Source organism: Exiguobacterium sp. s48, from assembly GCF_018617395.1.
GTDB lineage: Bacteria > Bacillota > Bacilli > Exiguobacteriales > Exiguobacteriaceae > Exiguobacterium.
Window position 1 is genome coordinate 210,197 of sequence record NZ_JACSKC010000001.1, and the last position, 15,399, is coordinate 225,595.

The window sequence follows — 15,399 nt, forward strand, 5'->3', positions numbered from 1 at the left end:
TTAGCGGTCGTCCTTTTTTCTATCACAGCACTTTGCATGTGTAATTCTTTGAAGTCGCAATATGTTCATGCTACAATTATTTCAACGCAGAGATGTAAACTGTCTTTTCACGGTGCATCGCACCAGAAAATTCAAATCGCGATTTATCGCACTTACATCCATTTTCACCACAGAAGGGGTGTATCGAATGTTTAAATTTAACGAGGAAAAGGGGCAACTCAAGTGCTCGTTTTGCGGAAAATCGCAAGAACAAGTTCGTAAGTTAGTCGCTGGACCAGGTGTATACATTTGCGATGAGTGTATCGAACTTTGTAATGAAATCGTTGAGGAAGAGCTCGGTGTAGAGGAAGAAGTCGAATTCAAAGACATTCCAAAACCACAAGAGATTCGTAACATCCTAGACGATTATGTTATTGGTCAAGACCGTGCGAAACGTGCGCTTTCAGTAGCTGTCTATAACCACTATAAACGAATCAACGCCGGTGGGCGTTCGGATGATGTCGAACTCGCGAAGTCGAACATCGTCATGATTGGACCAACAGGTAGCGGGAAGACGCTTCTTGCCCAAACGATGGCTCGCGTCTTGAACGTCCCATTCGCAATCGCGGATGCGACGAGCTTGACGGAAGCAGGTTACGTCGGGGAAGACGTCGAGAATATCTTGCTTAAATTGATTCAATCAGCTGACTATGATGTCGAGAAGGCTGAAAAAGGAATCATTTATATCGATGAAATCGATAAGATTGCCCGTAAGTCTGAAAACCCATCGATTACGCGTGACGTATCCGGTGAAGGCGTTCAGCAGGCACTTCTTAAAATTCTTGAAGGCACGACAGCGAGCGTACCGCCACAAGGTGGTCGTAAGCATCCGCATCAAGAATTCATCCAAATCGATACGACAAACATTCTCTTCATCGTCGGTGGTGCATTCGCCGGCATCGAATCGGTCGTCAAACGCCGTATCGGGAAGAAAGTCATCGGTTTCGGAAATGATCAAGAGAATCGCGAGTTGACGCAAGAAGACTTGCTCGCCCGCGCACTTCCTGAAGACCTTCAAAAATTCGGGTTGATTCCTGAGTTCATCGGTCGTTTGCCAGTCATGGCGACACTCACGACACTCGATGAGGAAGCACTCGTTGAAATCTTGACGAAGCCGAAAAATGCCCTCGTTCGTCAGTACGAGAAGATGCTCGAGCTTGACGATGTGGAATTATCGTTCACTGACGAGGCATTGACTGAAATCGCCAAACTTGCGATTAAACGTAAGACTGGCGCACGCGGTCTCCGCTCGATTATCGAAGAAATGATGCTCGATGTGATGTTCACCGTCCCATCGCGTGACGATATTGAGAAAGTCATCATTACGGATGAAACGATTACGGGTCTTGCCGGTCCGAAATACGTCCTTCGTGATGGTACTGTCGAACAGACAGGGGACAACAAAGAGACAGCATAATTTGTTAACGAAGAAGGCTCAAACACTCGGCACATCCGAGTTTTGGGCCTTTTTGCACAGGAGGCGTTGTATATGGAAAAATTACCAATCCTTCCTTTGCGAGGAGTCGTCGTCTATCCGCTCATCGGTGTGACCATCGATGTCGGACGCCCGTTATCCCTTCGGGCGCTCCTTGCCGCAAAGGAGCATGAAACAGATTTGATTGTTGTGACGCAGAAAGAAACAGGGAACGAGTCGCCGGAACCGGAAGACCTATACACGGTTGGAACGCGTGTCCACATTGCGAAGATGAGTGAATTGTCGAACGAGACGATTCGGGTTCGAATCGTCGGGAAAGAGCGCGTCCGTGTCGACTCGATTGAATCGACAGATGAAGGATGGTTCGCCAATATCGAGCCGGTCGAACTCGCAGAAGGGGAAGAGGTCGAACGTACGGCACTCGTCCGTCTGTTAAAAGAACAGTTCGGAAAACTCGTCGCAAACATTAAGGGCATGTCGCCAGATGAGCGTCGTCGTTTCGAAATGTATGAGCGGCTTGAATCACTCACGGACTATATCACGTCAAAACTTGATGTCGACGTCGAGCTTCGCCAAGCGATGCTTGAAGAAGCAGATGCCGTCAAGCGAGGACTTGAGCTACTTGAAATCATCGCCCATGAGGTCGAAGTGATCGAGCTTGAGCAAGAAATGCGCGAACGGACGAAGAAATCGATTGAACAGTCACAGCGCGAGTATTACTTACGAGAACAGATGAAGACGATTCAACAAGAGCTTGGGGACCAGACGCAAGAGTCGGAACCGAACCGTCTTCGTGAGAAGTTAGAAGCGCTCGACTTGCCGGAAACGACACGAAAGAATGTCATGCGTGAAGCGGAACGGTTGAACGTCGTGCCACAAACGTCGCCAGAGTATGCGGTCATTCGTAATTACCTCGACTGGGTCGTGTCTCTTCCGTGGGGCATCGAAACGGATGATAAGCTTGACGTGAAACACGCGGCGGATGTGCTTGATGACGACCATTACGGCTTAGAATCCGTGAAAGATCGCATCCTTGAATATTTGGCCGTTCGTCAGTTGACGAACTCGCTTCGTGGACCAATTCTCTGCCTTGCCGGACCTCCAGGGGTCGGGAAGACGTCGCTTGCCCGCTCCATCGCTTCTGCACTTGACCGTCACTTCGTCCGTGTTTCGCTCGGTGGCGTGCGCGATGAGGCAGAAATCCGTGGACACCGTCGCACGTATATCGGGGCGATGCCAGGACGGATCATTCGTGGATTGAAGCAAGCGGAAAGCAAGAACCCGGTCTTCTTGCTCGATGAGATCGACAAGATGGCATCTGACTTTAGAGGAGACCCAGCATCAGCCATGCTCGAAGTGCTCGACCCGGAACAAAACGTCTCGTTCTCGGACCATTACATCGAAGAACCGTTCGATTTGTCGAACGTCCTCTTCATCGCGACGGCGAACGATGTCTCGCAAATCCCGGCCCCACTCCTTGACCGGATGGAACTCATCCAAATCGGTGGGTATACGGAACTTGAAAAAGTAGAGATTGCGAAGCGCCATTTGGTACCGAAACAACTGACAGAGCATGGGTTGAAGAAGAGTCAATTGACGATTAAAGAAGATGCGCTCTATGAAGTCGTGCGCCGTTACACACGTGAAGCCGGCGTCCGGAACTTAGAACGCGTCATCGGTTCGCTTTGCCGAAAAGCAGCGAAACAAATCGCTATCGGTGAGAAGAAACGCGTCACGATTTCGAAAAAAGCCATCATCACGTATCTCGGAAAACCGAAGTACCGTTATGGAAAAGGGGAGACCGAGGACTCGATTGGTGCAGTGACAGGTCTTGCCTATACGGCGTTCGGTGGAGACACGCTAACGATCGAAGTGGCACTCGCTCCAGGGAAAGGTAAACTTCAGTTGACGGGTAAACTCGGGGACGTCATGCAGGAGTCGGCACAGACTGCGTATAGCTATGTCCGTGCGAATGCAGAGCGGTTCGGGATCGACCCGACGTTTTACGAGCGACAAGACATCCACATTCACGTACCAGAAGGTGCCGTGCCGAAAGACGGTCCGTCAGCCGGGATCACGATTGCAACAGCACTCATTTCCGCGTTGACCGGGAAAAAAGTCCATCGTGACGTCGGAATGACCGGGGAGATCACACTCCGTGGACGTGTCTTACCGATCGGTGGATTGAAAGAAAAAGCGCTCGCTGCTCACCGGGCCGGGTTGACGACCATCGTCATTCCGAAAGATAATGAGCGAGACATCGATGACATTCAAGAGACGGTACGTGAGAAATTGACGTTCGTTCCCGTGACGACACTCGATGAAGTACTAGATGTAGCATTTGGAGGAAATTAAATGAAGATCAACAAAGCAGAGTTCGTGACGAGTGCCGTCGCGCCAGACCATTATCCGGTCCATGAGTTGCCGGAAGTGGCACTTGCGGGACGCTCGAACGTCGGGAAATCGTCGTTCATTAATAAGATTTGCCAACGGAAGGCGCTCGCACGGACGTCTTCGAAACCAGGGAAGACTCAGACCCTCAACTTCTTCAATATCAATGATGAAATCATGTTCGTTGACGTTCCAGGATACGGTTACGCGAAAGTATCGAAAACGGAACGTGAGAAGTGGGGCGTCATGATGGAGCAATACTTGACGAGCCAGGAGGCGCTTCGTGGTGTCGTCTTACTCGTCGATATCCGTCATGAACCGACGGGTGATGATGTGACGATGTATAACTTCTTGAAGCATTACGAGATTCCAGTCATCGTCGTGGCGACGAAACTCGATAAGATTAAGAAGAGTCAGCGTCAAAAACATGAGGCAGCGGTGAAACGCAAGCTTCAATTTGATCCATCCGACCGCTTTGTCGCCTTCTCAGCTGAAACGGCAGAAGGAAAAGACGAGGCATGGAAAGCGATTTACGCACTCATCACAGAGGGTGAATAAGGCGAAGGCGAAGGGATTCCTTCGCCTTTTTGTTTTTCTCATCCCGCAAGCGGGTAATTATCGTATAATCATAGTTAGTACATAGTCATAATCGTAAACGAGGTGGGGAAATGCAACGTATGTTTGAAAGCAAATGGTACCGCGCCCTCTTTTGGACGCTGACCATCTTTTTAGTCATTTGGGTCGGAACACAAATTTCCTTTGTGTTTGAGCCGGTTCAAGTTATTTTGGCACTTGTCACGGTGCCGCTCATTATTTCAGGACTCTTCTTTTACTTTTTGGTCGGCATCGTCGACTTTTTAGAGAAACGTTTAAAAGGGAAACGAACGTTAGCGGTCGCATTGACATTGATCGGGCTCGTCCTGATCTTCACCATTGTCTTCAGTGTGCTCGGACCCGTTTTAGGTGAGCAGATCACGTCACTGATCAATGCGATGCCAAGTATCGCGAAAGAACTTCAGCAACAGGCGTTCGCCGTTCGTGATTCGTTACTTCAAAATGAGTTCTTGTCGCGCTTCATGGCACAAAATGATGAGATGTTCCGTAACTTGACGACGAACATCACATCGTACTTAGGAGACCTATTCGGAAACATCGCCTCGTCATTCGGCCAAGTCGTCGGGTTCGTGACGTCAGCGGTCATCACCATTGTCGTCATTCCATTCATGCTCCTGTATATGTTACTCGACGGGAAACGATTACCGGATGCCATTGTCAAACTGTTGCCATCGAGCTATGAGAAAGAGACACGTCACATCTTGCATGACATGCACGAGACGGTCCGTAGCTATGTCAACGCGCAGCTACTCGTGGCGTTCTTTGTCGGAATCACCTCGCTCATCGGTCTTTGGATCGTTGGGGTGGATTATGCCATCTTGCTCGCGCTCTTCATGATGGTGACGAACATCATTCCGTACGTCGGTCCGTTCTTAGGAGCCGCACCGGCAGTCGTCGTCGCGTTTATCCAAGATCCGATCAAAGTGATTTGGGTCATCGTCGTCATTATCATCGTGCAACAAATCGAATCGAACGTCATCTCGCCGCTCATTCAAGGGAAATCTTTGAAAGTGCACCCGCTCACGATCATCATTGTCTTACTCGTGGCTGGGAACTTGGCCGGCATCATCGGAATGCTCATCGCCGTACCGTTCTATGCGGTCGCCAAAACGGTTGTTCAGAATATCGTTCGAATCTACAAACTGAAGGAACGTGAGCAATATTTAGACAAAGAAGAGGCAGAGAGTTCGATTATCACGGACCCGAACTCGCCAAATGCTTAAGAAAAAAGGGTAGGAATGGGGTTTCGCCATTTCTACTTCTTTTTGTCACAAAAAGTTCTTATTTTATTTCAGGAAAATCAAACAGAAGATTATAGTTCCTAGATAAAAATTGTTATAATGTACGGTAGAGATTGAAAAAGAAGAGACAACCGTCGGTGGATTTTAGATGAGGGGAAGAGATACATGCATATTGTCGTCGTTGGACTAAATAACAAGACAGCCCCTGTCGCGATTCGGGAGCAGTTCTCGTTTGGGGAGCAAGAAATCGTGGATGCGATGATTGCACTTCGCGAAGAGAAGAGCATTTTCGAGTCGGTTATTTTGTCTACGTGTAACCGGACGGAGCTATACGTCGTGACGGACCAACTCCATACGGGTCGTTATTACACGAAACGTTTTTTGGCGAACTGGTTCGATTTAGAGATGGAACAGTTCACGCCATACTTGTCGATCCGAGAAGGAGAAGAGGCGATTCGCCACTTATTCCGTGTCACATCTGGACTCGACTCGATGATCATCGGGGAAACACAAATTTTAGGTCAAGTGAAGACGAGTTTCTTCCGCGCTCAAGAGCATGGAACGACAGGAACGGTCTTCAACAAATTATTCAAAGAAGCGGTCACACTCGCCAAGCGCGCCCATACGGACACGCAAATTGGGGAAATGTCTGTATCAGTCAGTTCGGCTGCCGTGACGCTTGCGCAAGAGATGTACCAACAGCTTGAAGACAAACAAGTCGTCGTCGTCGGAGCCGGTGAAACGGGTGAATTGACGACACTCAACTTGTTTGAGGCGGGCGCCAAACAAATCGCTGTCTTTAACCGGACGGAAAGTAAGGCGAAGGCGGTTGCGGACAAGTTCCAAGGTCGTGCCCATTCAATTCGTGAAATCGCATGCGGATTACTCGATGCGGATATTTTAATCAGTTCGACAGGGGCGAAAGACGCCGTCATCGGATATGACGATGTGGCAGCGGCACAATTGTTACGCCGTGAACGTCCACTCTTGCTCATTGACATCGCTGTGCCGCGAGATATCGATCCAGCGGTCGCGACACTTCCGGGTGTTCATTTATTCGATGTCGATGATTTGAATGGAATCGTCAACAAGAATCTTGAGGCACGTCTCGTCGAGGCTGAAAAGATTGAAATGAAAATCGATGAAGCGATTCAAGAGTTCCAAACATGGCTCGTCACGCTCGGCGTCGTCCCGATCATGAATGAGTTACGTGCCCGTGCCCTTGATATTCAAGAAGACACGATGACGAGTCTAGAGCGTAAACTCGATCACTTGTCGGCACGTGACAAGAAAGTCATCGGAAAGCATATGAAGTCGATTATCAATCAAATGCTTCGTGATCCGATCGATTATATTAAGGACGCAGCGGCTCAGCCGGATGCGAACGTTCGGATCGCTCAATTCATCGAGACGTTCGGACTCGATGTCGAGTTGCCGGAACAACCTGTAGACGAAGTGGAAGAAACAGATGCCACTTCGGCTAAAGCACCACTTCGCGCATTGATGCGCTAACAAGACAAAAAGGCGACGTGTGTCGCCTTTTTCTATGAAGGAGAGATTGAACATGCGGAAAATCATTGTCGGCTCACGCCGTTCCCAACTCGCCATGACTCAAACGAAATGGGTCATCGAGCAATTGAAGCAAGCTGGAGCACAAAACGACTTCGAGATTAAAGAAATCGTGACGAAAGGGGACCAAATCGTCGACGTACAATTGTCGAAGGTCGGTGGGAAAGGTCTATTCGTCAAAGAGATTCAACAACAGATGCTCGATGGGGACATCGATTTCGCCGTACACAGTATGAAAGACGTTCCGGCCGAACTACCAGAAGAACTCTATATCAGCTGTATGCCAAAACGTGTCGATGCGCGTGACGTCCTCATCTGTGAGAACGGATACACGTTCGAGACGCTTCCGAAAGGTTCGATTGTTGGAACGAGTTCACTCCGTCGTGGTGCTCAGATCTTAGCGGCACGTCCTGACCTTGAGATTCAATGGATCCGTGGAAACATCGATACGCGTCTGAAAAAGTTAGACTCGGAGAACTACAACGCCATCTTGCTCGCGAAAGCAGGACTCGAGCGAATGGGGTGGACAGATCGTGTCGACTTTGAAGCGCTCGACCCGGACGTCATGGTACCGGCTGTCGGACAAGGCGTACTCGCCATTGAAAGCCGCAAGAACGATGCAGAAGTGACTTCAGTGCTTCAATTGTTACACGATGATGTGACGGCGAAAGCGGCGACGGCGGAACGAACTTTCTTAAAAGCCATCGAAGGAAGCTGTCACGTACCGGTCGGCGGTTATGCGACGGTCGACGGTGACGACGTGACGCTCACAGGCCTCATCGCGTCAGTGGACGGGAAAGAAGTGCTTCGCGTGACGAAGACGTCAACGGACGGGGTCGCACTCGGACAAGCAGTCGCAGAAGAATTGCTCGGTCGTGGCGGACGTGAAATCCTCGCCTCGGTCAATGAGTGACGTCTGGTACACGGGAACGAAACGAATGACCGCTTCGCAACGAGCACGGCTCGAGGCGAGCGGTCTTTCCGTTCATCATGTCCCGCTCATTCAGACGAGAGAGACGCACATCCCACCACCCGTGGAACGATTCGATTGGCTCGTCGTGACGAGTCAAAACGCGGTGCCCGCCCTTCAAAATCTGACGCGGGACGTGAAAGTCGCCGCTGTCGGAGAGAAGACGAAACGGGCACTTGAAGCGGAAGGGTTTACCGTCTCACTCATGCCGGAGACGTATACGGGTGAGGCGCTCTTTCAAGAGTTACGTGAAGTCGTGTCAACCGAGGAGGTCGTCTTGTTCGCACGTGGCAATTTGGCGAACACGAAGCACATGACGATGCTCTCTCACGTGCAGGACTGGGTCGTCTACGAGACGATTCCAGTGCCGCTAACACCGGCGCAACAGCAACAACTCGAAACCGTAAAGGCGATGCTCGTCTTGAGCCCGTCGGCCGTCGAGGCGCTCACACCACACTTGTCCCACTTCAACGGGACGTGGTACGCCATCGGTGAAGTGACCGGACGTGCCATCCGACAAGTGTCGACGTTACCGGTACGAGTGCCAGAATGTTATACTATGGATGCATTAATACAGTGTGTAGGGGAGGATTTTTCATGAACCAGTTTGACCGTCACCGTCGTCTTCGCTCATCGAAGTCGATGCGTGCCCTCGTACGTGAAAATCATGTTCGAAAAGAAGATTTGATTTACCCGCTCTTCATCATTGAAGGGACTAACATTAAACGTGAAGTCAGCTCGATGCCTGGCGTCTTTAATTATTCACTTGACCGACTCGAAGAAGAAATCAAAGAAATCGTCGACCTCGGTCTCCAATCTGTGCTCTTGTTCGGCGTGCCGGAACATAAAGACCCAGAAGGCAGTGAAGCGTATCACGATCACGGCATCGTCCAAGAAGCGATCCGTAAAGTAAAAGAGTGGGCACCACAGCTCACGGTCATCGCCGATACGTGCCTCTGTGAATACACGTCGACAGGTCACTGTGGCCTTGTGAAGGACGGGGACGTCGATAACGACGCATCGCTTCCACTTCACGTCCAGACAGCCATCACGCAAGCACAAGCGGGTGCCGATATCATCGCACCGAGCTCGATGATGGACGGATTCGTCGCAGCTATCCGTGAAGGTCTCGACCAGAACGGATTCAGTCACATTCCAATCATGAGCTATGGCGTCAAATATGCGTCAGCCTATTACGGACCGTTCCGTGACGCTGCCCAATCGGCTCCTGGGGAAGGCGACCGTAAAGGGTATCAGATGGACCCGGCGAACCGTCGTGAGGCGTTCCGTGAGTCACAATCGGACGTCGAACAAGGTGCCGACTTCATGATCGTCAAACCGGCTCTCGCCTTCATGGACATCATCCGTGACATGCGCGACTCACTCGATATGCCAATCGTGGCGTATAACGTGAGCGGAGAGTACGCGATGATTAAAGCCGCGTCACTCAACGACTGGGTCGACGAAGAACGCATCGTCATGGAGACGATGGTCGGATTCAAACGTGCCGGTGCCGATCTCATCGTCACGTATTTCGCAAAAGACGTCTGTCGCTATTTGGAAGGAGACTACGCATGACATACAACCAAACGCGCTCACAAGAAGCGTTCGAACAAGCCCGCCCGCTCATGCCAGGCGGTGTCAACAGTCCGGTCCGTGCCTACAAATCGGTCGGCATGACGCCAATCTTCGCCGAACGCGGTGAAGGCTCACGCGTCTATGACATCGACGGCAACGAGTATATCGATTATGTCCTCTCATGGGGACCACTCATCCTCGGTCACCGTGACCCTGTCGTCACGAAAGCGATTCAAGAACAAGCCGAAAAAGGCTGGACGTTCGGGACGCCGACTGAGCTTGAGACGAAGATGGCAGAACTCGTCATCGACCGCGTTCCGTCAATCGAGATGGTCCGTATGGTCAACTCGGGTACGGAAGCGACAATGGCGGCACTTCGCCTCGCACGTGGCTACACAGGGAAGACGAAAATCTTGAAGTTCGAAGGATGCTACCATGGACACGGTGACTCGCTTCTCATCAAAGCCGGGTCTGGTGTCGCGACGCTCGGTCTCCCGGACTCACCAGGGGTACCGAAAGAACTCGCGAGCCATACGCTCACGGTTCCTTACAATGACTTAGATGCAGTCCGCGTCGCCTTTGAGAAATACGGTGACGACCTCGCTGGCGTCATCGTCGAACCGGCCGCAGGAAACATGGGCTTCGTACCACCACAACCAGGATTCCTCGAAGGACTCCGCGAGATCACGGAACAAAACGGCGCGCTTCTCATCTTTGATGAGGTCATGACGGGCTTCCGTGTCGGGTACAACTGTGCACAAGGGTACTTCGGTGTCACACCGGACCTCACATGTCTCGGGAAGGTCATCGGTGGTGGACTTCCGGTCGGTGCATATGGTGGGAAACATGAAATCATGGAACAAATCGCACCGCAAGGTCCGATCTATCAAGCGGGTACGCTCTCGGGTAACCCACTCGCGATGATTGCCGGTTACACGACACTCTCGCAACTGAAGCCTGAGCACTACGCCGAGTTCGAGCGTAAGGCAGATCGTCTCGCGGAAGGCTTCACGCAGGCCGGTGAGAAATACAACATCCCGCACGACACGAACCGTGCCGGCTCGATGTTCGGTTTCTTCTTCACGAACGAGAAAGTAACGAACTTCGAGAAAGCGAAATCGGCGAACCTCGAGATGTTCCGTTCGTACTATCAGAAGATGGCGGCGCGTGGCGTCTTCTTGCCACCGTCACAGTTTGAAGGATTGTTCCTCTCGACGGCTCATACGGATGAGGATATCGAGAAGACGATTGCAGCGGTCGAGGCGACGTTCAAGGAGCTTCAAGAAGAGTTTTCACTCTAATCTTGACTGCTGACGTTTCTGTCGCTACAATTATTTAACAGATACGATGAAAAGCATTGATGAGGAGTAGTACGCATCCTCCATTCCTTTTAGAGACGCGACCGCTTGGTGAAAGGTTGCGAGGGATGGACGCGGAAGTCGCCTCGGAGCTGACTTTCTGAATGGAGTAGGAAAGTTCGGTCCATCGACCGTTATTCGATTTTGAGGGCGCCACTTGTTGGCGAACTAAGGTGGTACCGCGGAAGATCACGGCTTCTTTCGTCCTTAGCGTATAGGACGAGAGAAGCCGTTTTTGTGTTCATTATTATATAGAGGAGGCGCCCCACATGGCCCATGAGACAAATGAAATCACCATGCCGACGAAGTACGACCCAAGTGCGACGGAGTCAAAATGGTACGACTACTGGTTAGAGAACGATGTATTTAAAGCAGACGAGGACGATTCGAAACAACCCTACACGATCGTCATCCCACCACCGAACGTTACGGGGAAACTTCACCTCGGGCACGCATGGGACACGACGCTCCAAGACTTGTTGACACGCCTCAAGCGTATGCAAGGTTATGACGTGCTCTGGCTCCCAGGGATGGACCATGCCGGAATTGCGACCCAAGCGAAAGTCGAGCAAAAGCTCCGTGAAGAGGGCGTGATGCGTTACGACCTCGGACGTGAAAAGTTCCTCGAGAAGACGTGGGAATGGAAAGACGAGTACGCGAAGACGATTCGCGATCAATGGTCAAAACTCGGTCTCGGTCTCGATTACTCGCGTGAGCGCTTCACACTCGACGAAGGGCTCTCAAAAGCCGTTCAAGAAGTATTCGTCCGTTTGTATGAAAAAGGCTTGATTTACCGTGGCGAATATATCGTCAACTGGGACCCGGCTCAAAAGACGGCCGTTTCGGATATCGAGGTCATCTATCAAGAGGTCGAGGGTGCGTTCTATCACATGAAGTATCCACTCGCTGACGGATCTGGTCACATCGAAATCGCGACGACACGTCCTGAGACGATGCTCGGTGATACGGCGGTTGCCGTCAACCCGAAAGATGAGCGTTACACACACCTCATCGGCAAGACGATCATGCTTCCAATCATGAACCGTGAGATTCCAATCGTTGCAGACGACTACGTAGACATGGAGTTCGGTACAGGTTGCGTGAAGATCACGCCAGCCCATGACCCGAACGACTTTGAAATCGGAAACCGTCACGAGCTTCCACGCATCCTCGTCATGGACGAAGGCGGGAAGATGAACGAGAACGCAGGCAAGTACGAAGGGCTCGACCGCTTCGAATGCCGCAAGCAACTCGTGAAAGACCTTGAGGCGGACGGAACACTCGTGAAGATTGAGCCGCATACGCACTCGGTCGGTCACTCAGAGCGTTCAGGCGCAGTCATCGAGCCATACCTTTCGAAACAATGGTTCGTTGACATGGAGCCACTCGCGAAAGCGGCACTCGAGGCACAAGGAAACGACGACACGAAAGTCAACTTCGTCCCAGAACGCTTCGAAGGCACATACCTCCGTTGGATGGAGAACATCCGCGACTGGTGTATCAGCCGTCAACTTTGGTGGGGCCATCGCATCCCGGCTTGGTACCATAACGAAACAGGCGAAGTGTATGTAGGGAAAGAAGCACCGGCGGACAGTGAGAACTGGACACAAGACGAAGACGTCCTCGACACATGGTTCTCGTCAGCACTTTGGCCGTTCTCAACAATGGGCTGGCCGGATGCGGACGCACCGGACTTCAACCGTTACTTCCCGACGAGCGCGCTCGTCACGGGATACGACATTATCTTCTTCTGGGTATCACGGATGATCTTCCAATCACTCGAGTTCACAGGGAAGCAACCGTTCAACGACGTCCTCATCCACGGTCTCATCCGTGACTCGGAAGGACGCAAGATGTCGAAATCACTCGGTAACGGCGTTGACCCGATGGAAGTCATCGACCAGTACGGAGCGGATTCACTTCGTTGGTTCCTCCTCACAGGTTCGACACCAGGGAACGACCTTCGTTTCTATTGGGAGAAGATCGAGTCGACATGGAACTTCGCGAACAAGATTTGGAACGCAAGCCGTTTCGCACTCATGAACATGGATGGACTCAAAGTGGAAGACATCGATCTCACAGGTGAGAAGACGCTTGCTGACAAGTGGATCTTGACGCGCTTGAACGACACAATCGACCAAGTGACACGTCTCGTCGACAAATACGAGTTCGGTGAAGCCGGTCGTTACTTGTACAACTTCATTTGGGAAGAGTTCTGTAACTGGTACATCGAGATGGCGAAACTCACGCTCTACGGTGAGGACGAAGCAGCGAAGCACACAACCCGTTCGGTCCTCGCGCATACGCTCGATTCGATCATGCGTCTCATGCACCCGTTCATGCCGTTCCTTACAGAGGAAATTTGGCAGCACTTGCCGCATGAAGGCGATTCAATCGTTCGTGCAAGCTACCCGACGCGTCGTGACGACCTTCACTTCGCCGATTCGGTTCCAGCGTTTGAAGCTGTGATGAACGTCATCCGCTCGGTTCGTAACATTCGTGCCGAAGTGAACGCACCGATGTCGAAACCGATTCAGCTCTTCATCTCGACGAGCGACGATGCGACCCAAGGTTACTTGAGCGCGAATGAAATGACGATTGGCAAGTTCACGAATGCGACAGAGCTTGAAATCGGACGTGGCCTCACGGCTCCGGACAAGTCGATGTCCGCGATCATGACGGGAGCGGAGCTCTTCATCCCGCTCGCAGACCTCATCAACTTCGAAGAAGAAATCGCCCGTCTTGAAAAAGAAGTGGCGAAGTATGAGAAGGAAGTCGAGCGCGTGCAGAAGAAACTCGGAAACCAAGGCTTTATCGCCAAGGCGCCGGCTCACGTCATCGACGAAGAGAAAGCAAAAGAAAAAGACTACCTCGACAAGCGTGACGCGGTCCGCGCCCGTTTGGAAGAGTTGCGTAAGTAAGACACACCTTCTTTGGAGATTGATTCTCTGAAGAAGGTTTTTTTATGTTTTGGTAGAATTTGGAGAGATGGACGGAGAAAGGGGATATGAGATGAGACGACTTGAGGTAATATGTGTTCTTATGTTAGGACTGGCTGGATGTACACCATCAGAAGAGACGGAGTCTGTGGAGAAGGCAGATGTGGAAAAGGTAGAACAGGAGGGAGTGATTGATGAATCGCAATTCCCCGACGTAGACGTGACGGGGACGACGATTGCCGAAGTACAACCAGGGACAGAACGGGTCTCGGACGCGGTCGTGGAACAAATCACCCTTCAATATGAAGATGGCTCGACAAGACAGTTGTCGAAGGATCACATTATAACGGAGACGATGGTCGGGGGGATCGGTTTAGTTGCGATGACCGTCCCTGACCGTGAGAACCCGTTTGGCGTATTCATTCATGATGAAAGAAATGGATGGGCGCAGCGTGGCATGCAACGCTTTGGGATTCCGGAGACATCATCAGCGTTCGCTCACGGATTAGATCTTCCTAATAAAGAGATGGAGGCCATCAGCACTGATTACTCAGGTAGCGATTGGTCGGTGAAACTTTGGACGTTATATGATGAGACACGCCTCATCAGTATCATTGCGACGGATTCTTTCACTGAGGTAGAAGGGGAGATGTCGGAACAGCCAGAACCGTATGTATTGGAGCAATCATACGGGAACGGTTTATACTATTTAACCCAAGGCAAACTGATTATCGTGACAGGAAATATCTCGGAAGAAGAGTTGTTGGCACTCGCTGATTCGTTACCGGAACCTTCGTCTGTATCGTTTCCTTTTCGGGATTCAGAATAATATTAAGACCCGAGCGTCAAGAGCGACGTTCGGGTCTTGTTTGTACGAGCGACCAGACGATGACTCCAATCACCAATAGCATCGGGAGTTGGGTATATAATGGGGTCGTGAAACCGATTCGAAACAGATGGACGATGTACGTGGAATATAGAACCGTACCAATAAACAAGAGAGCAATATAGATGCGTCTCATGCCTCTTCCTCTTCACTCCAAAACGGCAAACGGCCTGTTGTGATGTAGTATGAAGACGTGAAAAGAAGACCAATTGCCACACCAGTCAACTGTGGCTGAATCGGTTGGCCGACTAATGTTAGATATAAACTATACACTACATAAGATGCTGAAGCGGTGATGAGGATCATCAACGGGATGAGTCCTTTCATTTTGTGTCACTCCATTCCAATTCACTCGAATATTTTATGAACTACTTTCTA

At 51.0% G+C, this 15,399-nt stretch carries 13 protein-coding genes and 1 other annotated feature; of the genes, 11 read left to right on the forward strand and 2 right to left on the reverse strand.

The features are described from left to right. Window positions 1–187: 187 nt before the first annotated feature. The 11 genes from clpX (at window position 188) to KNO66_RS01140 (ending at window position 14,964) form a co-directional block, all read left to right on the forward strand. The gene (clpX, locus tag KNO66_RS01090) at window positions 188–1,456 is read left to right on the forward strand and encodes an ATP-dependent protease ATP-binding subunit ClpX (RefSeq protein WP_214739637.1); all 1,269 of its coding nucleotides are present in this window, start codon (window positions 188–190) and stop codon (window positions 1,454–1,456) included. Window positions 1,457–1,528: 72 nt separating this feature from the next. Continuing rightward, window positions 1,529–3,829, forward strand: coding sequence for an endopeptidase La (gene lon, locus KNO66_RS01095; protein WP_214739639.1), 2,301 nt, complete (start codon window positions 1,529–1,531; stop codon window positions 3,827–3,829). Further along, window positions 3,830–4,423, forward strand: a complete 594-nt coding sequence (gene yihA, locus KNO66_RS01100; protein WP_211781493.1) for a ribosome biogenesis GTP-binding protein YihA/YsxC — start codon at window positions 3,830–3,832, stop codon at window positions 4,421–4,423. Between the two features lie 110 nt (window positions 4,424–4,533). After that, window positions 4,534–5,703, forward strand: coding sequence for an AI-2E family transporter (locus KNO66_RS01105; RefSeq protein ID WP_214739641.1), 1,170 nt, complete (start codon window positions 4,534–4,536; stop codon window positions 5,701–5,703). A 183-nt stretch (window positions 5,704–5,886) separates the two neighbouring features. Next, a complete protein-coding gene (hemA, locus tag KNO66_RS01110) occupies window positions 5,887–7,233 on the forward strand; it encodes a glutamyl-tRNA reductase (protein ID WP_214739643.1) in 1,347 nt (448 codons plus the stop codon). Window positions 7,234–7,285: 52 nt separating this feature from the next. Further along, the gene (hemC, locus tag KNO66_RS01115) at window positions 7,286–8,203 is read left to right on the forward strand and encodes a hydroxymethylbilane synthase (protein ID WP_214739645.1); all 918 of its coding nucleotides are present in this window, start codon (window positions 7,286–7,288) and stop codon (window positions 8,201–8,203) included. Then, window positions 8,196–8,861 carry a uroporphyrinogen-III synthase gene (locus KNO66_RS01120; RefSeq protein WP_251128038.1) on the forward strand — a complete coding sequence of 222 codons (666 nt, stop codon included), beginning with the start codon at window positions 8,196–8,198 and terminating at the stop codon, window positions 8,859–8,861. The genes hemC and KNO66_RS01120 overlap by 8 nt, the downstream gene beginning before the upstream one ends. After that, window positions 8,858–9,838: a porphobilinogen synthase gene (gene hemB, locus KNO66_RS01125; RefSeq protein ID WP_015881120.1), complete on the forward strand. Its 981-nt coding sequence runs from the start codon at window positions 8,858–8,860 to the stop codon at window positions 9,836–9,838. The genes KNO66_RS01120 and hemB overlap by 4 nt, the downstream gene beginning before the upstream one ends. Then, the gene (gene hemL, locus KNO66_RS01130) at window positions 9,835–11,139 is read left to right on the forward strand and encodes a glutamate-1-semialdehyde 2,1-aminomutase (RefSeq protein ID WP_214739647.1); all 1,305 of its coding nucleotides are present in this window, start codon (window positions 9,835–9,837) and stop codon (window positions 11,137–11,139) included. Before hemB ends, hemL begins: the two co-directional genes overlap by 4 nt. A gap of 47 nt (window positions 11,140–11,186) precedes the next feature. Further along, window positions 11,187–11,408, forward strand: a binding site (T-box leader). Window positions 11,409–11,465: 57 nt separating this feature from the next. Beyond that, a complete protein-coding gene (locus KNO66_RS01135) occupies window positions 11,466–14,117 on the forward strand; it encodes a valine--tRNA ligase (RefSeq protein WP_214739655.1) in 2,652 nt (883 codons plus the stop codon). Window positions 14,118–14,238: 121 nt separating this feature from the next. Further along, on the forward strand, window positions 14,239–14,964 hold the full coding sequence (locus KNO66_RS01140) for a hypothetical protein (RefSeq protein WP_214739657.1): 726 nt from the start codon (window positions 14,239–14,241) through the stop codon (window positions 14,962–14,964). 16 nt (window positions 14,965–14,980) lie between these two features. Here KNO66_RS01140 and KNO66_RS01145 read toward each other — a convergent pair whose 3' ends face one another. Together KNO66_RS01145 and KNO66_RS01150 are read right to left on the reverse strand one after the other, a co-directional pair. After that, a complete protein-coding gene (locus tag KNO66_RS01145) occupies window positions 14,981–15,157 on the reverse strand; it encodes a hypothetical protein (protein ID WP_214739659.1) in 177 nt (58 codons plus the stop codon). Beyond that, a complete protein-coding gene (locus KNO66_RS01150; protein WP_214739661.1) occupies window positions 15,154–15,348 on the reverse strand; it encodes a hypothetical protein in 195 nt (64 codons plus the stop codon). Before KNO66_RS01150 ends, KNO66_RS01145 begins: the two co-directional genes overlap by 4 nt. Between the last annotated feature and the right edge of the window lie 51 nt (window positions 15,349–15,399).